Origin of the sequence: Acinetobacter guerrae, assembly GCF_009372255.1 — a bacterium.
Classification (GTDB): Bacteria; Pseudomonadota; Gammaproteobacteria; order Pseudomonadales; family Moraxellaceae; genus Acinetobacter; species Acinetobacter guerrae.
In genome coordinates, this window is the sequence record NZ_LXGN01000059.1 from 35,570 (window position 1) to 58,762 (window position 23,193).

Consider the following 23,193-nt stretch of genomic DNA (forward strand, 5'->3'; position numbering starts at 1 on the left):
GCGGATGGGTCAAGTACAAAATGTAGAAATTAAATTTACAGGAAAAGCCTTTAAATTGAGGGTGAATTGCCCCATAAAGGGCTTAGCGAAATGAATTTTTGAAAAGAAGAGAGCAGGCGAGTGAGCGATAAGCAACCCTTTGAGTTAGTGACCAGTTATCAGCCAGCGGGTGATCAGCCTCAAGCGATTGAAAAACTGGTGCATGGTGTTGAAAGTGGCTATCGCAATCAATTGCTATTGGGGGTTACGGGTTCTGGTAAAACCTATACCATGGCGAATGTGATTGCACAAACTCAGCGGCCAACGATTGTCATGGCACATAACAAAACGCTTGCAGCACAATTATATGGCGAGTTTAAAGCTTTCTTTCCCAATAACTCAGTCGAATATTTTGTCAGTTATTATGACTATTATCAGCCAGAAGCTTATGTACCCTCGTCTGATACGTTTATTGAAAAAGATGCGGCGATTAATGATCATATCGATCAGATGCGACTTTCTGCCACACGAGCATTATTAGAACGTCGTGATGCAATTATTGTAGCATCAGTATCTGCCATCTATGGTTTGGGTGATCCCGAAGCCTATATGAAAATGTTACTGCATGTGGTCGAGGGTGATCGTATCAACCGTGATGACCTGATTCGCCGTTTGGTTGAAATGCAATATACCCGCAATGAACTTGAGTTTTTACGGGGTACTTATCGAATTCGGGGTGAAATTTTAGATGTATTTCCTGCCGAGTCGGATCAAAATGCGATTCGTATCGAGTTGTTTGATGATGAAGTCGAATCGATTCGCTGGTTTGATCCTTTAACAGGTAAAATGTTGCGTCAAGTGCCGCGTGTGACAATTTATCCAAAAAGCCATTATGTGACGCCAAAAGACAATTTATCGCGCGCGATCGATACCATTAAAGTTGAATTACAGGATCAGCTTAAATTTTTCCGTGAACACGACAAATTGATCGAAGCACAGCGCATTGAGCAACGTACGCGTTACGATTTGGAAATGATGCAGCAATTGGGCTATACCAATGGCATCGAAAACTATTCACGTCATTTATCAGGTCGTCCATCGGGCGAAGCGCCACCGACTTTATTTGATTATATACCTGATGATGCATTACTGATTATCGATGAATCACATGTCACTGTTCCACAAATTGGTGCAATGTATAAGGGTGACCGTTCACGCAAAGAAAATCTGGTCAATTATGGTTTCCGTTTGCCAAGTGCATTGGATAATCGTCCGATGAAATTTGAAGAATGGGAGCGTATTGTTCCGACTACGATTTATGTCAGTGCGACACCTGCTAAGTATGAGCTTGAGAGATCAGATCAGATTGTAGAGCAAGTGGTACGTCCGACAGGTTTAGTCGACCCTGAGATTGAAATTCGTCCAGTTTTGACGCAGGTCGATGATGTATTGTCTGAAATTAATTTACGTAAAGATCTCGATGAACGAGTTCTGGTGACGACATTAACCAAACGTATGGCAGAAGATTTGACCTCTTATTTAAAAGAATATGGGGTGAAAGTCGCTTATCTGCATTCTGATATTGATACGGTTGAACGGGTCAAGATTATTCATGAACTACGCACAGGCGTTTATGATGTTCTTGTCGGTATTAATTTGTTGCGTGAAGGTCTGGATATGCCAGAGGTGTCTTTAGTTGCGATTTTAGATGCGGACAAAGAAGGTTTTTTACGTTCAGAACGTTCACTGATTCAAACGATTGGTCGCGCTGCACGTAACCTTAAAGGCAAAGCTATTTTGTATGCAGATCGTGTGACGGATTCAATGCAAAAAGCCATCGATGAAACAGATCGTCGTCGTAATAAGCAAATTGAGTTTAATCAGGAACATGGGATTACCCCGCGCAGTGCAGTGCGTCAGAAAATTAAAGAAATTGATACAGGTGAAGTATTCACTGATGAGCAAATTGACGAGAAAATTTCTGCACAGGCGAAAGCACTCAGTGCCGATGAGCGACATATTCTTGCAGATCCAAAACTCTTTACCAAGCATATTGGTAAATTAGAGAAGGAAATGATCAAGGCATCTAAAGAGTTGCAATTTGAGCAAGCGGCGCGTTTACGCGATGAAATCGTGCGTTTAAAAGCACAGATGTTGCAATAAATCTGGACACTATTCTCTGTGTAAATTGCTACATATTTATACATAATTTGCATATAAAACAAGCTAATGTGGCTAATGTTGATTAAGTTGATGATGATTAAATCAGGCACTGAACAGGGGAATACAAATGTCATTAAAACAGAATCTCCCAAAAGCCAGTTGGAGATTAACCAAAATTGCAGTGGGCGGGATTGTATTGACAGGTTTAGCTGTAGCGACTGTCGCTTATGCACAAAGTAAACCGTTACCTACCGTGGAGCGAGTAGAGTTAGATAAGTATTTGGGTGTCTGGTACGAAATTGCACGCAAACCGATGTTCTTTGAAAATAAATGTGCTAGAGATATTACCGCGACTTATACCTTAAATGAAAATGGTAATGTGAGTCTAGATAACCGATGCTATAGCAAAGATGGTGAACTTAAACAATCGGTTGGTGAGGCTTTTGTTGAAAATCCTCCTTTTAATACAAAATTAAAAGTTAGCTTTTTACCTGAAGCTGTACGTTGGGTTCCAGTTGCGCGTGGCGATTACTGGATCCTTAAACTTGATGAAAATTACCAAACTGTGCTAGTGGGTGAACCTTCACGTAAATATTTATGGGTATTGTCCAGAACGCCCGATCTTTCTGAAGATATTGTCAATGAATATTTGAACTATGCAAAATCACTAGGTTACCAACTAAATGATATTATTCGCCCTCAGCATACGCTAAAATAATGTTTATAATTCAAATGAAAATGCCATGCTTACGCATGGTTTTTTCATTTTTTAATAGGTTGATATTTCAGATATTTTTCGCGCATTAATATAAGAGGTCGGGATGTTTAAGGGCATAATATTGTCGGTTATCGCATCGGTGACCTTTGGTGTGCTGTATTTTTACACCAAGTTATTAACTGGTTTAAATGGCGAACAAACCTTTGGTTGGCGCATGTTAGCGACGTTGCCTTTTTTAACCTTGCTTATGTGGTTATTGGGTGATTTGGTTCATATTAAAACTATTTTTAAGCGAATTTTGGCGCAACCTGCTTTTCTTTTAGTCCTGATTTTATCCTCAGTTTTGACCTCGATTCAGCTTTGGCTATTTTTATGGGGCCCGATGAATGGGCGTGGCTTACAGGTTTCACTGGGCTATTTTTTGCTGCCTTTGGTTTTAGTGCTGAGTGGCAGTTTATTTTATGGTGAAAGACTCTCAAAATTTCAAATAGCAGCCGTTATTTTCGCGGTAGTGGGTGTTGGTCACGAAATTTTCCGCTTAGGTTCTATCGCATGGGAAACTGCATTAGTGGCTTTTGGCTATTCAGCTTATTTTTTATTGCGTAAAAAAATTGGTACAGATAATTTGGGCGGTTTTTGGTGGGATATTGTCATTATCTTACCTGTTGCTTTGTATTTTATTCAAAGCGGGCAAGGTACATTGGTGCTGTTGCAGCATCAACCATTGATGTTACTGGTTTTCATTGGGCTTGGTGTCCTCAGTGCGATTGGTTTGGGGAGTTACATTTTAGCTAGTCGTTTTTTACCGATGATTCTTTTTGGTTTATTGAGTTATCTTGAGCCTATTTTATTGGCATTGGCTTCTTTGGCTTTGGGTGAAAAAATTACGCCGCAAGAATGGTACACCTATATTCCAATTTGGTGCGCTGTATCTTTATTGGTGGTTGAAGGCATTTGGCATCTTTATCGACAACAAAAAAATAAACGCGCGCTTGAGCGAAATGTTGAGCATTATCAGAAGCGCTTGCAAGATGAAAGTTGAATAAATTAACAGCAAATTGGGGTGATTAGACCTATTGAAATAAATGTTGTGATCAAAAAAATCGATATAAAAGTTAAAGCTCAATCGACTTTTTGGGAAATAATTGAAAAATTAAAATAAAAAATCATAAGTATTTTATAAATTTATAGTGAATATCATTGAAAATATCACCGACACGATCAGCTTTTGATTCAATCTTGATGATAATTCCTTTACAATTATGGGGTTTTGAAATTCACGCCTAGAAATTAATCATTAGAGGACGTATTTGTGAGCAAAGACACTATCATCGCCCTACACGCGGAACACCAAGGTCGTTGGAAAAACCGCGAAGAAATTGCGGAACATATGATTGCGTTAATCGGTCAGTTATACCGTGAAAAAAATATTGTCGTTTCTGTTTACGGTCGTTCTTTAATCAACCGCTCTGTGATTCAGATTTTAAAAACGCATCGTCGTACTCGCGTTGTAGATGTTGAACTTTCAGTTGTAAATACTTTCCCAATTTTAGAAGCATTGGCCAAAGTTGAGAACATTGGTTCTGCTGAAGTTGATATTGGTAAGCTTGCCGTTGAATACAAAGAAAAAGGCGGCGATATCAATGCATTTGTATCTCAAGCTGTTGAGTCAATCAAAGGCAATGCAACTTCTGAACAACCTAAAGATGTTGTTTTGTACGGTTTTGGTCGTATCGGTCGTATCTTGGCACGTCTAATCATTAGCCAATCTGGTTTAGGACGTGGTTTGAGCCTTAAAGCAATCGTTGTGCGTAAATCTTCTGATGGCGATTTGGCGAAACGTGCTTCTTTATTACGTCGTGACTCTATTCACGGTACTTTCGCAGGTACAATTGCTGTCGATGAAGAAAATGAAGCAATTATTGCGAATGGTAACTATATTAAAGTGATCTATGCATCTAGTCCAAGTGAAGTGGATTATACCCAGTATGGTATTAACAATGCGTTATTGATTGATAATACGGGTAAATGGCGCGATGCTGAAGGTCTAAGCCAACACTTGAAATGTGCGGGTATTGCACGTGTCGTGTTGACTGCGCCAAGCAAAGGCGAAATGAAAAACGTTGTATACGGCGTAAATAACACAGATATCTTGGATGAAGACAAGATCATTTCTGCTGCAAGCTGTACGACAAATGCCATCACCCCAATTTTAAAAGTGTTGGATGAAAAATATCACGTGTTAAATGGTCACGTTGAAACTGTCCACTCATTTACCAATGACCAAAACTTGATTGATAACTATCATAAAGCGGATCGTCGTGGTCGTGCTGCAACTTTGAACATGGTAATTACCGAAACTGGTGCTGCTAAAGCGGTTGCGAAAGCATTGCCACAGTTAAAAGGTAAATTAACAGGTAACTCTGTACGTGTACCAACACCAAACGTTTCTCTTGCGATCTTGAATTTGACATTAGATAAAGAAGTTGATCGTGACGAAGTGAATGAATATATTCGTCAAATTTCAATTAACTCTAATCTTCAAGGTCAAATTGGTTATACCAATTCAACTGAAGTGGTTTCAAGTGACTTTATTGGTTCACGTACTGCGGGCGTATTTGATGCTCAAGCAACCATTACATCTGGTAACCGTTTAACAGCTTATGTTTGGTATGACAATGAAGTGGGTTATAGCTGTCAGGTATTGCGTATTGCTGAACAAATGTGTGGCGTAAGCTATCCAAAAGTTCCTTCTGAAACAATAGCTTAATTTCTAGGTTATGTTGTTTTATAAAAAAGCTCAGTTTCGACTGAGCTTTTTTATATCGATTTTTTTGTAAAACCTCATCGTGTTTCATAGATACAAAATCAATGATGAATCTTTCATATAAATCATAAACACTGTGCTTTCAAAGAAATAAAACAATGTGTCATTTAAGGATAGAGCATTGCAAGTTAGAAGTGTGCTGAGTGGATTAGCCTTTATTGTATTAGCAACTCTGATTGGAGTTGCGATCGCCATCTGGGTATTTAAGTATTTTAATATTTATATTCCGTTGAAAAATCAGGCTGTTAATATTGATCTACAAGAACCATTACAGGCCAAAGTTAAAATTCAGGATGCGCTGGATGTGGATGTGACGGGGCGTGTGAATGCTTCGATTCCGATTAAAGAAAATCTGAATATTCCGCTGACCCAAACCCTGACTCCGCGGGTTTATTTTGATAATCAGGTTCCGATTAAAACGTCTATTCCTGTCAAAGAGATTTTAAAAGTTAATCAGGATTTACCGATTGACACTAAAGTTCAAGTCAAAGTATTGGGTCAAGATATTACCTTGCCGTTGAAAGGCACAATTCCAATCAAACTGAATGTACCCATAGATATACAGGTTCCGCTAGAACAAAATGTGCATCTCAAATTTGATGCGCCTGTGCGAACAGTATTAAAAGAAAATTTAAATATCCCACTGGATACTACACTAAAAACCAATATTCCCATTAGTGGCCATTTGAATGTGCCGATCGAAACGGCTTTGGCTGCTTCGGTAGATGTTCAAAATACTTTGCCAATTAAAATTCAGCAGGGCGAACTCAAAATTCCATTGTCGAGTGTACGCCTACAAAAAGTTGGTGATACTGACGCTTCTTCTTCAAAAAATATTTCTGCGTTACCTCAACACAAGGAATAGGGCAGATGTGGATTTTTGCTTCAGTTAAACGCACCTTGGTTCTTTTTGTGTGTGTTGTGATCTTAGTTGCGATTTTATTTTGGCTTTATTTGAATATACTGGCTTCTGTTTCAGTGTCTTCTCACCATGCCCAGATTCATTTACCAGAATCACTTCCAACTAAAATCCATGTAGGAAATTATTTGCAAACTCGATCGATAGGCAAACTAGATACTACTATTGATATCAATCGCCAGTTAAATTTACCGCTACGTGGTAAATATCTGGCCGATTTAAGCTTTGAAGTCGAAACGCCCATTACGGTAAATATCGATTATTCTACGATGTTGAAAATTGATGAAACGATGCCGCTTGAAACGACAACTGATCTGATCTATCAAAATAAATTATTACCCAAATTTCCTTTAAAACTGGCGATTCCAATTCAACTTGATGTGCCATTTCAGTTAAAGCGCAGCTATACCTTACCTGTCAAAATTTCATTTAGTGGTCCTGTGTATTTTGAGTTTAGTGAGCCTGTACATTTAAATGTGCAGCATCAGTTTAAACCAACGCTGAATATCAATGATCCAATGACCATGCGTAAAATTGCGACTTTTAAGGCGGTGATGTATAACTCGGTACAAACTACACAAGCGAACCTCGATATGCAGATGCAGTTACCATTAAAGAATATTCATCCCTAGAAATTAGTCTCAATTTTCATTTTTTAGGTCTTGGTTTTTATTCGAGCTTAGTATTTTTTTAGCAAACTCAGAGTTTGTCTGCATTTTCTATTCGAGAATTTTAGTAAAATATGGCAGAATAGGCGGTTTTTAGAGATTTTAGAGGATTGGCACATGCGCTTTGTTGATGAAGCAGTCATTACCGTAGAGGCTGGCGACGGTGGCAATGGCGTAGCCAGTTTTCGCCGTGAAAAATTTGTACCGTTTGGTGGGCCTGATGGCGGCGACGGTGGTCGTGGTGGTAGTGTATACATTCAAGCTGATGATGATACCAGTACACTGGTAGACTATCGTTATACCCGTAAATTCCGCGCAGAACGTGGAAAAAATGGCTCAGGTGCGAACTGTTCAGGTCGTGGCGGTGAAGAGGTTATTTTAAAAGTTCCTGTTGGAACAACCATCGTCGATACAGAGTCAGGCGATATTATTGGCGATTTGGTCAAGGATGGTCAGCGTGTTTTAGTTGCACATGGTGGTGATGGTGGTTTGGGTAATACCCATTTTAAATCTTCGACCAATCGCGCCCCACGTAAATTTACCACAGGCGTAAAAGGCGAATTTCGTGAAATTCGTTTAGAGCTTAAAGTATTGGCCGATGTCGGTTTGCTAGGTATGCCTAACGCTGGTAAATCAACTTTTATTCGTGCAGTCAGTGCGGCAAAACCAAAAGTTGCAGATTATCCATTTACGACTATGGTACCAAATCTGGGGGTGGTCGATGCCGATCGTCATCGCTCATTTGTAATGGCTGATATTCCAGGTTTGATTGAAGGTGCAGCAGAAGGTGCAGGACTTGGAATCCGTTTCTTGAAGCATTTGGCGCGTACTCGTATTCTGTTGCATATCGTGGATGTACAGCCGATAGACGGTTCAGATCCAGTGCATAATGCCAAAGCGATTGTCGCCGAGTTAGAAAAATTTTCTCCGACTTTAGCCAAACTTCCAATTGTTTTGGTTTTAAACAAGCTTGATCAATTGAATGAAGACAGCCGTGACGAATGGTGTCAGCATATTATTGATGAGTTGCAATGGACAGGTCCAGTCTTTAAAACTTCGGGTTTATTAGAAGAAGGGACAAAACCTGTGGTGTATTATTTGATGGATCAGATTGAACAACAACGTGAACGCGAAGTTGAAGATCCTGAATATGCAGCAGAGGTAAAAGCATTCCGTGAACAGCTTGAAGCTGAAACACGTGAACAAACCATCGCGGCAAAAGAAGCGTATCGTAACATGCGTCGAGCACAACGTCTGGAAGGCTTACTGGCTGGCGAAGACGATGATGACTTCGATGACGAAGATGATGATAACGATGTAGAAAGTATTTATGTACGTGACTAACTAACGTACACAATTAGACTTTTTAAAAAGCCCCTTTAATTCCTCCTGAGAAGCGATTGTCGCTTCGCAAGAGGGAAAATAATTTGAGGAAAACATGATAGAAGTGGTGGATGGGCAACGTCAGCTCAATGAGTGCAAACGAATCGTTGTTAAAATCGGATCATCTCTACTTACAGCAAATGGGCAAGGTTTAGATTTAGATGCAATTTCGCATTGGGCAATGCAAATTGCCGATCTACACACTGCTGGACACGAAATTATTTTGGTTTCGTCTGGTGCTGTAGCAGAAGGGATGGTGCGCATGAAACTCGCGAGCCGACCCACCGATCTACCCAGTCTGCAAGCTTGTGCGGCCATTGGTCAAATGGGCTTGATTCATACGTGGTCGAGTGTGCTTGAAAAGCATAATATCCAGACTGCGCAAGTGCTTTTGACACATGATGATCTTGCGGATCGCCGTCGTTATTTAAACTCATGCGATGCCTTGCAAAACTTGATTGACTGGCGCGTGATTCCAGTCATTAATGAAAATGATACGGTATCTACCGATGAAATTCGTTTTGGTGATAACGATACATTGGCGGCAATGGTGGCGGGTCAGGTTCATGCAGATTTGTTAATCATTTTGACCGATCAGCAAGGTATGTTTGACTCCGATCCACGCAACAATCCAGATGCTAAACTACTGACTGAAGTCCGTGCTTTAGATGATAGCTTGTTTGAAATGGCAGGTGGCGGTGGTGTGCTTGGTCGTGGTGGTATGGTCACTAAAGTTCGTGCTGCACGTCTTGCTGCTAAATCGGGCTGTCCAACACTGATTGCCAGTGGTGAAAGCGATCGTGTTTTATCACGTTTGATGGCTGGTGAAATGTTGGGTACTTTATTTAGTACAGATAAAGATCGTATGACGGCGCATCAACAATGGTTAGCAGCACATTTGCAAACCGCTGGCCGCTTAATTATTGATGATGGTGCAGTTGAGGCGATTAAACAACGTCATCGTAGTTTGTTGCCTGTTGGTGTTAAAGCGGTTGAAGGGCATTTTGACCGTGGTGATGTGGTTGAATGTGTGGACAAATCAGGTAAACGTATTGCCGTTGGACGAGTCAACTTTAGCTCGCAATCTGCTGATATTATTAAAGGTTTAGTCTCGGATAAGGTGTACCAAGTCTTGGGTGAAGCGCGTTCTTTAGAGATGATTCATCGCAACCATATGGCGATTTATTAAAATTTAAAATAAAAAAACTCGTTTTAGGCGAGTTTTTTTATATCTGCAAGTTTGGGAAGGTGTTGGTCTTCGCCGACCATATAACAACTATCTGCTAGACTAAACATTTCTAAATCTTCATAGCTATTGCCATATGCGTAAACATGCGCGTAATCATTCAGGTGATAAGCGTCATGAATCCTAATTTTTTTCTGTTCAGAACTACAGTCAGGTGTGGAATACTCGCCTGTAATTATTCCATGATGAATATCGACCTGAGTACAAATCAGATCAATATTGAGAAGTTCACACACAGGTTTTAAATACAAGTCGATTGAAGCAGAGACCAAAACAACTTTGTCGCCTTGCGCTTGATGTTGTAATAGACGTTGTAATAATTTTGAATCTAGGTTTTTGAGTAAAGTCTGCGCGTATTCCTGACCCAACTGTTGTAATTGTTCTGCTGAATTACCTTTAAACATGGTGGCAAAAAGTTTGGCACGCATGGCATCGGCTGGGTAAAGTTTCAAATAATAGGCTTGAATCCATGGAAGAATTTTTATGCCTTTACGAACGATATGCCTTTTAGATAATGTATAAAAAATAAAACCAGTGAAACTATCTTTGGTGCATAGCGTTCCATCAAAATCGAACAGGGCGAGATTTATATTTTTATTCGTTTCGCTCGTTGCATACATGTTTCATATCTTCCATTGACTCGGGAGGCAAACCAGTTGGTATTGTAATCTCGACTTAATTTTGGTCCAGAAATAATGACTTGCGGCATAATGGCATAAATCGGTTCTTTGCCTGTTTTTGCCTTATACAATTTTTTTACAGCAATATAAGTTTGTGTATCTTCAAAAGATTTCTCTTTTTCTTTTTTTAAATCTAAATGAATTTGCCGTGGTGTAACCAACACATTATTTTGAGCAAATACAGAAATCAATTCTTTTTCAGATTGGCTAAGTACTGCACGGGGACTACCATCTTTATTGTAAAGCAGCAAATCACCATCCAAATCAAGTTCTTTGGGGGTTAAATCATTCAGCATACTTTGAAACGCTGCATTACGACTAGAGTACATACCCGAATTATAATCAGCAAATCGATAAATTGACTTATCGTAATCGGCAGGATACATCATTAAACGATGAATTCCATAATATAAGCCACCATATTGCGTATATAAATCGTCACGTAATTCATTGGTATTCATACGTGAACGTTTATGATCCTGTGCATAGGTAATCAGTACTTGCATAGAACCAAGTGTGGTAATGGGGTTCATTTTTTCGCCAATATCCTGCCCAACCAGTTTAGCTGCACCTGTTAATGCACTCACATGGTAATGGCTTGCCATAAAGTCAAAAATCTGACGATATAGCAAATCCAGATCACGTTCTGTACGAACTTTACGCATTTGGCTCATATAATTATTATCTGGAGAAGGTTGGTTTTTAAGCACATCCTCAAAATAACCTGCAACTTGACCACCGATTGTGGTTCCTAGTTTTTCTTCAAATTTTTCATTGAGTCGTGTGTTAACTTCCCTAACAGCCTTTTCACCTAAACCTGGCACCACTGGGTCTGCAACGAAATTAGATTCTTGATCAACCACAGCAACAATACTGCAAACATTTTCTCTGGTTTTAGGAATGCCTAATTTTCCCATAATGTCGTTAATATCATTCGCCCATGATTCACGACCATTCACTCGTGTTGGGATGACACGTTTAATTTGTTCAAGTTTAAATTCAGGTTCATCTTTTTGAGACCACCAATTGCCATCCCCACATCCAGCCAATGCAAGGCTCAAAGCAATCGTGCTTAATGATTTCAAGTAAAAACCAGATTGAAAAGGGTTATTCATGCAAGCAAAGCACCTTGATAAAAAGATGAGCTAAAAGACAGAAGCAGTATACTAGGTTGGTTAGAAAATACATGGATATTATGTATATGCTGCGCTTCGATTTTAAATGATCTATCATGTAAAAAGTAGCAAAAAATTGATTTTAATCAGATTTATCTTGCGCATTATTCATATTTTTTTGATTAAAATTTTCAATCTTAATCTTGTTTAAGCCTTCGTTAACTTTGTTGAGTAAATGAATGAGAGTCGCAGCATCATCAAAAGCGATTCCATCCATAGCCTGATGATAAAAGTTAAAAATTTGAGTTTGTAAGCTCTCCCAGTTTTGCTGTCCAGCTTCAGTAAGGGCAATAATTTTTGCCCGCCGATCATGATCATCAATTAAGCGCTCTATTAAACCATCACGTTCCAGTCGTTTTAATATAAGTGTCAAATTTTGACGGCTCACACCGAGATATTCGGTTAAATCTGAAAAAGACATTCCAGATTTGACATGAGGGCGCGATAAAGCACCAAGTACAGACCAATGTACAGGTGAAATGCCCAGTTGATTAAAACATTGTCGATCTAATGCATTTCCAACTTGAAATAGTCTAAAAAACAAACGGTTGTGGATTGAATATAATGCTGGATCATAATTTTTTTGTTGTGTGTGATTCATTTGCATCTCAAGGATCCTGACTAAAGGCATCATACCCGAATTAAAATAATCAATTCAAAATATTCATCATTCTAAAGTAGGTCTGGCTGGGTGATTTAAATAAAAGAAATCGACAGAATTAAAACTTCTTAAAAAAAGACGTGAGAAAAACCACTTTTCAGCCGTTTAAACCTTGTATTCATTTTGGATTGCTTCTTCATAAATCTAACACCAATTTTGTCAATCTTAAATATAGATATTTTAAAGATATGTGTAAATATGGTGATTTAAATAAAATTTAATTTCCATTAAATACATGAGGTTGTAATGAATCATAATTTAATTTATGTAAATATATTGACATAAATACGTTGAATATTTATTCTAAATTCAGAACAAAGACAAAGGGAAAAAAGATGAAAGGATTACAGGATAAAGTCATTATTGTGACTGGTGGTGCAGGCGGTATAGGTTCAGCAACTTGTAAACGCCTTGCACAAGAAGGTGCAAAAGTTGCGGTTTTAGATATGAATTTAGACGCTGCACAAGCATTGGCAGCAGATATTCAAGCGAATCACGGTAAAGCGCTTGCAGTGCAGTGCGATATTACGAATCGTGAAGTTGTCGATCAGGCGATACAAAAGACGCAACAAGAATTGGGTGCAATTGATGGCTTGGTCAATAATGCAGGATGGGATGTTTTCAAGCCTTTCATTAAAACTAATGCGGCTGAATGGGAGCGGTTAATTCAGATTAACTTGGTGGGTATGCTCAATATGCATCATGCCGTTCTTCCATTCATGATTGAAAAAAATTCTGGACGTATCGTCAATATCGCGTCAGATGCAGCACGTGTCGGCTCATCAGGTGAAGCAGTTTATGCTGCATGTAAAGGTGGTCTTCTGTCTTTTTCCAAAACTTTGGCGCGAGAGCATTCACGTAACAACATTACCATTAATGTCATTTGTCCGGGACCAACAGATACCGCTTTACTCGCTGGTGTGACAGAAGGCGCATCTAACCCTGAAAAACTACGTGAAGCATTTACTCGCGCTATTCCATTGGGACGTTTAGGACAGCCTGACGATTTAGCGTCATCAATTGCCTTTTTCTTAAGTGATGATGCGAGCTTTATTACAGGACAAGTATTGAGTGTTTCGGGCGGTTTAACCATGAGTGGTTAATAGTTAACACGACATGATTTGAATTGAGAATATTAAAAAGGGACTAGAAAAATGAATTTTGAAGATATTTTATACGAAGTGAAAAACGGTGTGGCATGGATCACGATTAATCGCCCAGAAAAGATGAACGCTTTTCGTGGACAAACCTGTGATGAAATTATTAAAGCCATGAACCGCGCAGGTTATGACCGTGAGGTTGGTGCAATCGTGTTGACGGGTGCGGGTGAAAAAGCATTTTGTACTGGTGGTGATCAGTCTGCACATGATGGGAATTATGATGGGCGTGGCACCATTGGTTTACCGATGGAAGAATTGCATAACTGTATTCGTGATGTGCCTAAACCCGTTATTGCACGTGTACAAGGTTATGCAATTGGGGGTGGCAATGTATTGGCTACAATTTGTGATTTAACCATTTGTTCTGAAAAAGCGATTTTTGGTCAGGTTGGGCCAAAAATGGGCTCGGTCGACCCCGGTTACGGTACTGCGTTTCTTGCACGTGTAGTGGGTGAGAAAAAAGCTCGTGAAATCTGGTATATGTGTCGCCGTTATTCTGGTCAAGAAGCTGTGGAAATCGGTCTCGCCAATAAATGTGTGCCTGTAGAGCAACTTGATGCAGAAGTTCAGGCGTGGGGTGAAGAACTGTGTCAGCGTAGTCCAACAGCATTGGCGATTGCTAAACGTAGTTTCAATATGGATACCGCGCATCAGGCAGGTATTGCAGGCATGGGCATGTATGCCTTGAAACTGTATTACGACACTGAAGAATCCCGTGAAGGGGTTAATGCTCTAAAAGAAAAGCGTCAACCTGAATTCCGCAAATACTTTAAATAAGGAGCAATCAAGATGAGTAAGAATCCTTATATTTCGGAAGATCTAGAATTTTTGGCAGAAACAGCTGATAAATTTGCTCAAAAATATATTGCTCCAGGTTTTTTAGAACGAGATCAAAGCCGTGTATTTGATCGGGATCTGGTCAAAAAAATGGGTGAAATGGGTTTTATTGCCCCTGAGTTACCAGAACAATATGGTGGTCAAGGCATGGGTCGTCTGGCTGCAGGCGTGATTCATGAAGCGATTGCCAAAGCTGATTTAAGCTTTTCCTATGTCAATTTGCTTGCCTCCTTAAATGGTCAGATATTGGCAGAACATGGTGATCCCGACGTGGTGCGTCCGTGGTTAGAAAAATTAACTGCGGGTGAGGCGATTTTTGCTATTGGCCTTACAGAGCCGCGTGGTGGTTCAGATGCAGGTAATTTACGCTTAAAAATTGAGCGTGATGGCGATGAATATGTTTTAAATGGTGAAAAAACCTCAATTTCAGCGGCAGACCAAGCGGATGCATCGGTAATTTTTGGTCGTACAGGCAGCATTGAGTCAGGTGCGCATGGTATCACTGCTTTGTTAGTTCCTATGGATTTGCCGGGTATTAGCACGACACGTTTTGACTGTCATGGGCAACGTGCGATTGGTCGTGGCTCAATTTTCTTTGATAACGTGCGAGTCCCTGTGAATCATCGTTTGGGTGAAGAAAACAAAGGTTTTGTTCAGGTGATGCAAGGTTTTGATTTTTCTCGTGCCTTGATTGGTTTACAGGTGTTGGCTGTTGCTCGTGTTTCTTTGGATGAAGCATGGGAATATGCTGCACAGCGCGAAGCTTTTGGTAAACCACTCACTGCTTTTCAGGGCGTTTCTCATCCTTTGGCAGATTATGAAACACAAGTAGAAGCAGCACGATTACTTTGTCTGCAAACCTTATGGCTTAAAGATCATCACTTACCACATACTTCAGAAGCAGGAATGTGTAAATGGTGGGGGCCAAAATTAGCCTATGATGTTGTCCATCAATGTCTATTGACCTTTGGTCATGCGGGATACGATCGTGGTGTGATGGAACAACGATTGCGTGATGTGTTGGGTTTTCAAATTGGTGATGGAACAGCGCAAATCATGAAGACGATAATTGCCCGACATAAAGCAGGACGCAAAGCTGTTCCAGCATAAAAGTTTGAGTAGAAATAGATTGTTCAATTTTCAGAAGGAATAGTTTTTGCTTTTGAAAAAAACTAAAAATGGTTGAGATTGCACAATCTATGCTGCTTTAAATAATAACAAAGGATTAGAAGAATGGAATTCGATACGGTTCTTATCCCATCACGTCGGGATAAAATGCTCAAAAGTGGTCTTTGGTATAATAAAACTATTCTGGATTCGTTAGATGAGGCGGTTAAGCAGTTTCCAGATAAGATTGGTTTAATCAGTTTTAAAACGGCTGATCAGTCTGAAACCAGTTTTAGCTATCGTGAAATATTGGAAATCAGTAATAAAATTGCGTTAGGTTTACAAGCATTGGGTGTCCAAAAGCAAGATGTTGTGTCCTGTCAGTTACCAAACTGGTGGGAGTTTTCACTGCTTTATATGGCTTGTCGACGCATTGGCGCGGTACTTAATCCTTTAATGCCGATTTTTCGTGAACGTGAATTGGAATTTATGTTGAAACACGCGGAATCTAAAATTTTCGTGGTTCCACAAAAGTTTCGTAATTTTGATCATGAAAGATTAGCCAATCAACTTCAAGCTAAAATTCCGAGTTTAAACCACATCGTGGTGGTCAATGGCGAAAGTGAAAATAGCTATCAAAAGTTATTCATTGATCATGGGCTTGAAAATAATCCGCAAGCACTCGATCAATTAAATAATGTTCATATTACTGCAGATGATGTTGCTCAGTTAATTTTCACTTCTGGTACAACGGGAGAGCCAAAAGGAGTGATGCATACTGCAAATACTTTATTTGCCAATATCATTCCTTATGCACAGCGCTTACATCTGAACGAAGATGATGTGATTCTTATGGCATCTCCAATGGCGCATCAAACAGGTTTTATGTACGGTTTGATCATGCCTGTCGAACTCAAAGCGAAAGTCGTTTTACAAGATATGTGGGATGTAGAACAAGCTGCGCGATTGATTGAAAAGCATCAAGTAACATTTACTATGGCATCGACGCCATTTTTAAATGATTTATCGAATTCAGATGCCAATGTGCATGTCCAATTACAATCGCTGAAAACTTTTTTATGTGCGGGCGCACCTATTCCAAGTCCATTGGTGCAAAAGGCACGAGAAAGCTTGGGAGTCAAAGTGATCTCTGCATGGGGAATGACTGAATGCGGTGCGGTTACCATGACTCGCCCAGAAGATGAAGATGAACGATCTTTCAATACGGATGGATTGCCACTGTCTGGCGTTGATGTAAAAATTTTGGATGAAGATGGAGAGGAAAAATTATCCAACGAAGCGGGACGTTTAGTCATTCGTAGCTGTTCAGGTTTTGCAGGTTATTTGAAACGCCCTCATTTGAACGATACAGATGCAAACGGCTGGTTTGAAACGGGCGATCTGGCGTATAAAGATGAACAAGGTTATATCCGCATTTGTGGGCGTAACAAGGATGTCATCATTCGAGGTGGAGAAAATATCCCTGTTGCAGAAATAGAATCGCTGTTATATCAGCATCCAGACATCGCGATCGTAGCATTGGTGGCTTATGCCGATGATCGTTTGGGCGAACGTGCTTGTGCAGTGATTAAACTTAAAGAACATCGTGCTTCTATCGATTTAAAAGAAATAAGCGATTTTCTAAAACAACATAATTTAGCAATTCAATATATTCCTGAACGTCTTGAAATCTGGAATGAAATTCCAATGACGCCTTCTGGCAAAATCCAGAAATTTAAACTGAGAGAAATGATTAGCACATCTATGGTTTCTATCACTTAAATCATTTTCCCGTTGATGCCCTGATTTCAAATTTTAAAGTATTTCAGGGAAATTTTATTCGATTCAATCCACACAATCTTAAAACAATAAGTTTTGAGATTGATGTATTTCTGTGCCTCAAAAATGGAGTTTGAGATGAAAAGGTCGCATATTTTGATATATAAACATGCAATTGGTTTGGGATTGATCCTGATTACATTGCCAAGTCATGCTAAAACAATGGAAGAGCAACTGGCCGAGTTAAAGCAACAAGTTCAGGCCTTAGAACTAAAAATGGAACAGCAAAAACAAAAAGAAGACGATCAGAAAAATCTAGCTCAATCATCTCCCATAGATTTAAAACATATGATCACTAAAGGAGGAGCTGAAATTGAATTATATGGAAATGTCCGAGCCGATGGAACGTATCAGATGAAAGGCCCAAATACCATGTATAACTATATTAGCTCGGTACCTCTGAAAGGCTCTGAAAATGAAAGTCATAACTCAGATAAATTTCTCAGCACATTAAATGCAACACGTTTTGGTTTTAATTTTGCCACGCCAAATCTGGGTAAGTACCGTTTAGGTGGAAAAGTTGAAATGGATTTTTTTGGCGGGGCGGGGCGCGATACGTTTCGTATCCGACATGCTTATTTAACTTATGATAAATGGTTAGTTGGACAAACATGGTCAAACTTTAACGCAATAGAGTATTTTCCTGAAACTGTAGATGCTTCTTTATCTGTGGGTGGTTCTCTAACACGTGTTGCCCAAATTAAATATAGTTATCCTATTGATAAAAATATGAATCTGGCAGTAAGTTTAGAAGATCCAAAAGCTGAAACAGTGACAACCTCGGGTACGCAGGATTTTAAAACAGATCCAAATGCAAAATTGAAAATGCCTTCTGCGGTTGGTCGTTTTAATTATAAATTTGAAAATGGTTCTATGCTTTCAGGACGTATATTTTTTACTCAAAAAGCCACAACTTTTGGGAATGGCGACGATTTTTTATCTTGGGGCGCGGCTTTTGGCGGAAAATACCAAATAACAAGCGATACTTTACTTCGATTTGACTATAACCATATTAAAGGTGATACCAAAAATATATTGTGGTCAAATTATGCATATGTCTTTGATACGAATGAAAAAATGAAGCCGAATGAGTTTGATACGTTAACGATTGGCTTAACACATAAATTTACCCCAAAAATCCGTTCAACACTTGGTTTTGGTTATATGCTGGCAAATGATGACAACAGTTTTGCAAAGTTAGTACGTAATGACACGACACAAAATAAAGAGTTAAAAGAAGGGTGGATCAATATTTTCTATAATCCAGTCAAGCCAGTCAATTTCGGACTTGAATATATGTATGGAGAACGTAAGACTTTTGCTGATCAAAAAGGAATTGATAATCGTGTAAATGTTACAGCAATTTATGATTTCTAAAATAAAATAATGATATTGACCTACTTTATAGGGATCAAATTCTAACTATTTTAAGCACTACACAATTTAATTTTAAATAAAAAACACAGTTCATTTCAGCGCTGTGTTTTTTATTTTGCTGAAATGCATTTAACAATGATCTTTTTAGACAACTTGCAGTTCTAAGGTTAAAATATAGGCCTAAAATGTGCGTCTTAGATCGAAGCGATTTAGAAGCATTACTGATTGAACTGCTATTTATCTTATCTTGCACCTGCCTTTGTATCTTTAAGTCCTGAAGTGCGTAAAAGTGTCTTGAAATCTGTGGAAATTGAAAAATGTTAAAAAATACGGTTATTCAAGATTTATTTGATCCAAAGAAACGTACTCAAATCTGGGTTGCTCCCATGGCAGGAGTCACTGACCGTCCATTTAGAACGCTATGTAAATATTTTGGCGCTGGACATGCAGTGAGCGAAATGATGACCGCAGATAAAACGCTTAGAATGACAAAAAAAAGTTTATATCGTGCTAATTTTGATGGAGAACTTGCGCCTATTTCGGCGCAAATAGCGGGTTCTGATCCTGAACAGCTTGCTGAAGCGGCTCGCTATCAAGTCGCGAACGGTGCGCAAATTGTTGATATTAATATGGGTTGTCCCGCCAAAAAAGTCTGTAACAAACTGGCGGGTTCTGCATTATTACAAGATGAAGATCTAGTGGCACGTATTTTAGATACCGTTGTTGCCGCTGTTGATGTTCCTGTGACTTTAAAAACACGACTGGGCTTTTTAAATGGTCATGAAAATATTTTAAAAGTTGCCAAACGTGCCGAACAAGCAGGTATTGCAGCATTGGCTTTGCATGGTCGAACTCGTGAAGATATGTATTTAAATACAGCGCGTTACGATTTGATTAAGGATGTAAAACAACTTATAAATATTCCTGTGATTGCCAATGGCGATATTGATAGCCCAGAAAAAGCTAAATTTGTACTAGATTATACAGGTGCAGATGCCATTATGATTGGTCGTGCAGCACAGGGTCGTCCGTGGATTTTTCGGGAAATTGCGCATTATCTGAAAACAGGTCAACATTTGTCTGCACCTGATATTGCAGAAGTAAAACAGGTGCTACTTGGGCATTTGGATGAGCTTTATCAATTTTATGGAGAATATTCGGGCTGCCGAATTGCTCGTAAACATATTGCTTGGTACACAAAAGGTTTACGTTCAAGTAATGAGTTTCGCCAAAATATGTATAAAGTTGAAAGTACGCATGAGCAGGCAAAAGTTGTAGAGGCTTATTTTACTCAACTGCTAGATCAAGGACATCTCATGAGTGATGTTCAGGTTGAACAGGTCGACCTATTGGCAATAAGTTAAGGGTGTGCTGACATGACAGACCCATATAAAATCAGTAAACAAAGTTTATTGCTTTTAGCAGAATATAATATTTGGGCGACACATCAACTCCTGCAAAGTTTAAGACAGCTTTCTCATAAGGAATTACAACGCGATACAGGCTTATTTTTTAAAAGTATCTTTGGAACATTAAATCATCTTTTGGTTGGAGAACACTTTCTTTGGTATGTCCGATTTTCTCAGTCTATTTCTCCACATTTAAGGTTAAATGCAATTGTAGAAACCGATATTATAAAGCTGCTTGATCAGCTCGAATCAAAGAGTCATCGTTGGATTCCGTTGATTCAGCAATTAGATGACGTAACATTAAATGGAGTTTTAAACTATCAAACGACCTCAGGTGAGCAGAAGTGTTTACCTTTTGCTGCGACACTATTACATGTTTTTAATCATGGTACACACCATCGGGCTCAAATCACAGCAGCCTTGACAGCATTAGGCTATACATGTCCTATACTTGATCTGGTATATATGCTGCTAGAGAAGCATCCATAATTTTATAGATGCTCAAATGATGCTTATTCACTCATTTCTAACACCAGTTGATTAATTAAATCTCGTGCTTCCATTTCACGAATCTGCGCGACATTACTGCCTGCCCAAAATGCGCCGTAACCATGATCTCCAGCTTGAGTGGCGACGGCATGTAACTGTTTCGCCAAATCATAAGTATAGGGATAAGCGGGTACTGGTGGGCGTTGTGGTTGATCCATTTCGATATGCCAACGGTTAATAATCCCTCGTGCTGGACGACCAGAAATGCTTGCAGTGATTTGAGTAAGGGGCTGGTTCAAAAGTGCCTGACGATAAGCTGCATTGGCATTCGACGTTTTACATTGCACAAAAGCTGTACCGAGTTGCACAGCCTGAGCGCCCAAATTTATGATTTGTTTGGCTTGACGACCATTCATAATACCACCTGCTGCAATCACAGGTATTTTACAATGCTGAGTAATCAGTTGCACCAGATCGGCGGTTTTCACTGCACCATCCATCTCAGCATTAAATATTCCACGATGCCCACCTGCTTCAATGCCTTGTGCGATCACAATATCAATTCCTGCGGCTTCGATTGCTTTGGCTTCGGTCAGATTTGTCGCTGAAACCAATGTTAAGATTCCTGCATGTTTTAAGGCTTGTATTTGATGTGCAGATGGAATACCAAAATGAAAACTAACCGCTTTAGGTTTGGTTTCCAATGTCAGATTTAAAAAATCATCATTGTCCAAAAAACTTGGATAAATACAATTCAAGGTTTGAGGGGGTGTCGCATTAAAACGTTTAAATTCAGGTGTTAAGTAATCAATCCAGCTTTGGGCTTGCTGTTCATTTAAAACTTGAGGTTGATGACAGAAGAAATTAATCTGAAATGGTGCATCTGTAAGGGCTTGTGTTTTAAGTATTTGTTCTCTAGCCGAACTGACATTATTTGCTCCAAGACCAAGAGAACCTAATCCACCAGAGTTAGAAACTTCTGCTGCCAGTTCTGGTGTTGATACACCTGCCATCGGCGCTAATAGAATAGGGTGTTTAATTCCAAGTTGCTGTAAAATTGACATATTCTCATAACCCCGATCTTTTTTATCACCATAGCGTGAATCGTTTAAAAGATGCAAATAATGTTGGTTATTTAGTTGTTAAATAATAGTGTGTAAATTTGAATTACATTTACGACGACATCTCATGTCGTTTTAGTCAGCATGAAATATTCAGTACATTCTACAATTTTTTATAATATATGCTGTATAGCTAAAACTATGATGAGGGGTAATACTCATGTCTGATCGCATCCGCGAAAAACTGCAAATTTTAGCTGATGCTGCCAAATATGACGTGTCTTGTTCATCCAGTGGTAGTAATCGGCAAAATAAAGACAAAGGTATAGGCAATACGGGTTCAGGAATTTGCCATTCTTATACCGAAGACGGTCGCTGCGTGTCTTTGCTCAAAATTTTATTTAGTAATGTCTGTATCTTTGATTGTGCTTACTGTGTTTCGCGCCGTTCAAATGACATTCAACGTGCTGCATTTACAGTACAGGAAGTGGTTGATCTGACCATTAACTTTTATCGACGTAACTATATTGAAGGTTTGTTTTTAAGTTCAGGTATTTTTAAATCGGCAGATCATACTATGGAGCGTATGTTGCAGGTAGTAAAAAAGTTACGTCTTGAAGAAAACTTTAATGGCTATATTCACTTAAAAACTATTCCAGGTGCATCGCCCGAACTCATTACAGAAGCAGGGCTATATGCAGATCGGATGAGTATTAATCTGGAAATGCCGACTGAAGCAGGATTAAAACGGTTTGCCCCAGAAAAGACACATGCCGAAGTGCAAAAAGATTTGGGGATCGTGCGGGATCGTTTAATACAGTTGAAAGATGAACGAAAACTAATTCGTTCTGTTCCCAAGTTTGTTCCAGCAGGACAAACCACGCAAATGGTGGTCGGTGCAGCCAGCGAAACAGATTATGATGTCATGATGATGGCAGATCATCATTACAAAGAATTTAAACTTAAACGGGTGTATTACTCGGGTTATATCCCAATCAATGAACAAGAAAAAGCCTTGCCTGTAATAGGTTCTGCACCGCCTTTATTGCGTGAAAATCGGTTGTATCAGTCCGATTGGCTGATGCGTTTTTATGGCTTTGCTGCCGATGAAATTGTCAATCCACAACATCCTAATTTAGACTTGGATATTGACCCTAAACTGAGCTGGGCGCTGCGTCATCCAGAGCAATTTCCTGTCGATTTGAATAAAGCCGATTATAAAATGATTTTGCGTGTCCCTGGTATTGGTGTGAAATCAGCTAAAAAAATTGTTCAGGCACGACGTTTTGGTGCATTACGAATGGATCAGTTGAAACGCATGGGGGTGGCTTATAGCCGAGCGCAGCATTTTATTCGCTGTGTGGATACACCTCAGTTTCAACGTGACTTACAACCACATCAAGTTCGCCAACAAATTTTACAATCAGGTCAGTCTAAATATACCAAACAGATTTCACCACAATTAGGCTTTGGTTTTTAATAGTATGATGGTTGA

General features: G+C 39.3%; 20 protein-coding genes. 16 read left to right on the top strand and 4 right to left on the bottom strand.

Annotated features, from left to right (window positions below; all coding sequences use genetic code 11):
• Positions 1-120 precede the first annotated feature (120 nt).
• The 8 genes from uvrB (at position 121) to proB (ending at position 9,846) form a co-directional block, all read left to right on the top strand.
• On the top strand, positions 121-2,142 hold the full coding sequence (gene uvrB, locus A7A69_RS15755; RefSeq protein WP_120371030.1) for an excinuclease ABC subunit UvrB: 2,022 nt from the start codon (positions 121-123) through the stop codon (positions 2,140-2,142).
• Positions 2,143-2,269: 127 nt separating this feature from the next.
• Entirely contained in the window at positions 2,270-2,860 is a 591-nt protein-coding gene (locus A7A69_RS15760) for a lipocalin family protein (protein WP_152878569.1), read from the top strand.
• A 103-nt stretch (positions 2,861-2,963) separates the two neighbouring features.
• A complete protein-coding gene (gene rarD, locus A7A69_RS15765; protein ID WP_152878570.1) occupies positions 2,964-3,902 on the top strand; it encodes an EamA family transporter RarD in 939 nt (312 codons plus the stop codon).
• 270 nt (positions 3,903-4,172) lie between these two features.
• Positions 4,173-5,630: a glyceraldehyde-3-phosphate dehydrogenase gene (locus tag A7A69_RS15770; protein WP_120371033.1), complete on the top strand. Its 1,458-nt coding sequence runs from the start codon at positions 4,173-4,175 to the stop codon at positions 5,628-5,630.
• A 178-nt stretch (positions 5,631-5,808) separates the two neighbouring features.
• Positions 5,809-6,552, top strand: a complete 744-nt coding sequence (locus A7A69_RS15775) for an MFS transporter (protein ID WP_152878571.1) — start codon at positions 5,809-5,811, stop codon at positions 6,550-6,552.
• An 11-nt stretch (positions 6,553-6,563) separates the two neighbouring features.
• The gene (locus A7A69_RS15780; RefSeq protein ID WP_187349249.1) at positions 6,564-7,238 is read left to right on the top strand and encodes a hypothetical protein; all 675 of its coding nucleotides are present in this window, start codon (positions 6,564-6,566) and stop codon (positions 7,236-7,238) included.
• A 153-nt stretch (positions 7,239-7,391) separates the two neighbouring features.
• Positions 7,392-8,618 (top strand): Obg family GTPase CgtA, encoded by a 1,227-nt coding sequence (cgtA, locus tag A7A69_RS15785; RefSeq protein WP_120371036.1) that lies wholly within the window; start codon positions 7,392-7,394, stop codon positions 8,616-8,618.
• A 94-nt stretch (positions 8,619-8,712) separates the two neighbouring features.
• Positions 8,713-9,846 carry a glutamate 5-kinase gene (gene proB / locus A7A69_RS15790; protein ID WP_152878573.1) on the top strand — a complete coding sequence of 378 codons (1,134 nt, stop codon included), beginning with the start codon at positions 8,713-8,715 and terminating at the stop codon, positions 9,844-9,846.
• Positions 9,847-9,869: 23 nt separating this feature from the next.
• On the opposite strand, the gene A7A69_RS15795 is transcribed toward proB, so the two are convergent.
• The 3 genes from A7A69_RS15795 to A7A69_RS15805 all read right to left on the bottom strand — a co-directional run bounded on the left by A7A69_RS15795 (position 9,870) and on the right by A7A69_RS15805 (position 12,359).
• Entirely contained in the window at positions 9,870-10,523 is a 654-nt protein-coding gene (locus tag A7A69_RS15795) for an HAD-IB family hydrolase (RefSeq protein ID WP_120371051.1), read from the bottom strand.
• Entirely contained in the window at positions 10,490-11,698 is a 1,209-nt protein-coding gene (locus A7A69_RS15800) for a DUF1615 domain-containing protein (protein WP_152878574.1), read from the bottom strand. Before A7A69_RS15800 ends, A7A69_RS15795 begins: the two co-directional genes overlap by 34 nt.
• 142 nt (positions 11,699-11,840) lie before the next feature.
• Positions 11,841-12,359 carry a MarR family winged helix-turn-helix transcriptional regulator gene (locus A7A69_RS15805; RefSeq protein WP_152878596.1) on the bottom strand — a complete coding sequence of 173 codons (519 nt, stop codon included), beginning with the start codon at positions 12,357-12,359 and terminating at the stop codon, positions 11,841-11,843.
• 395 nt (positions 12,360-12,754) lie between these two features.
• Here A7A69_RS15805 and badH point away from each other — a divergent pair, with 395 nt between their 5' ends.
• From badH to A7A69_RS15845, 7 genes are all read left to right on the top strand, one after another.
• Positions 12,755-13,522, top strand: coding sequence for a 2-hydroxycyclohexanecarboxyl-CoA dehydrogenase (badH, locus tag A7A69_RS15810; protein WP_151981398.1), 768 nt, complete (start codon positions 12,755-12,757; stop codon positions 13,520-13,522).
• A 51-nt stretch (positions 13,523-13,573) separates the two neighbouring features.
• Positions 13,574-14,356, top strand: coding sequence for a 2-ketocyclohexanecarboxyl-CoA hydrolase (gene badI / locus A7A69_RS15815; RefSeq protein WP_152878575.1), 783 nt, complete (start codon positions 13,574-13,576; stop codon positions 14,354-14,356).
• Between the two features lie 12 nt (positions 14,357-14,368).
• The gene (aliB, locus tag A7A69_RS15820) at positions 14,369-15,526 is read left to right on the top strand and encodes a cyclohexanecarboxyl-CoA dehydrogenase (RefSeq protein ID WP_120371055.1); all 1,158 of its coding nucleotides are present in this window, start codon (positions 14,369-14,371) and stop codon (positions 15,524-15,526) included.
• A 123-nt stretch (positions 15,527-15,649) separates the two neighbouring features.
• A complete protein-coding gene (aliA, locus tag A7A69_RS15825) occupies positions 15,650-17,305 on the top strand; it encodes a cyclohexanecarboxylate-CoA ligase (protein ID WP_152878576.1) in 1,656 nt (551 codons plus the stop codon).
• A 135-nt stretch (positions 17,306-17,440) separates the two neighbouring features.
• Entirely contained in the window at positions 17,441-18,739 is a 1,299-nt protein-coding gene (locus A7A69_RS15835) for a DcaP family trimeric outer membrane transporter (RefSeq protein WP_152878577.1), read from the top strand.
• A gap of 317 nt (positions 18,740-19,056) precedes the next feature.
• Positions 19,057-20,103, top strand: coding sequence for a tRNA dihydrouridine synthase DusB (dusB, locus tag A7A69_RS15840; protein WP_152878578.1), 1,047 nt, complete (start codon positions 19,057-19,059; stop codon positions 20,101-20,103).
• Positions 20,104-20,115: 12 nt separating this feature from the next.
• On the top strand, positions 20,116-20,637 hold the full coding sequence (locus tag A7A69_RS15845; protein ID WP_152878579.1) for a DinB family protein: 522 nt from the start codon (positions 20,116-20,118) through the stop codon (positions 20,635-20,637).
• Positions 20,638-20,660: 23 nt separating this feature from the next.
• Here A7A69_RS15845 and A7A69_RS15850 read toward each other — a convergent pair whose 3' ends face one another.
• Positions 20,661-21,701: an NAD(P)H-dependent flavin oxidoreductase gene (locus tag A7A69_RS15850; RefSeq protein ID WP_152878580.1), complete on the bottom strand. Its 1,041-nt coding sequence runs from the start codon at positions 21,699-21,701 to the stop codon at positions 20,661-20,663.
• 217 nt (positions 21,702-21,918) lie between these two features.
• Between A7A69_RS15850 and A7A69_RS15855 the strand changes: the two genes are divergently transcribed.
• Entirely contained in the window at positions 21,919-23,178 is a 1,260-nt protein-coding gene (locus tag A7A69_RS15855; protein ID WP_152878581.1) for a putative DNA modification/repair radical SAM protein, read from the top strand.
• Positions 23,179-23,193 lie beyond the last annotated feature (15 nt).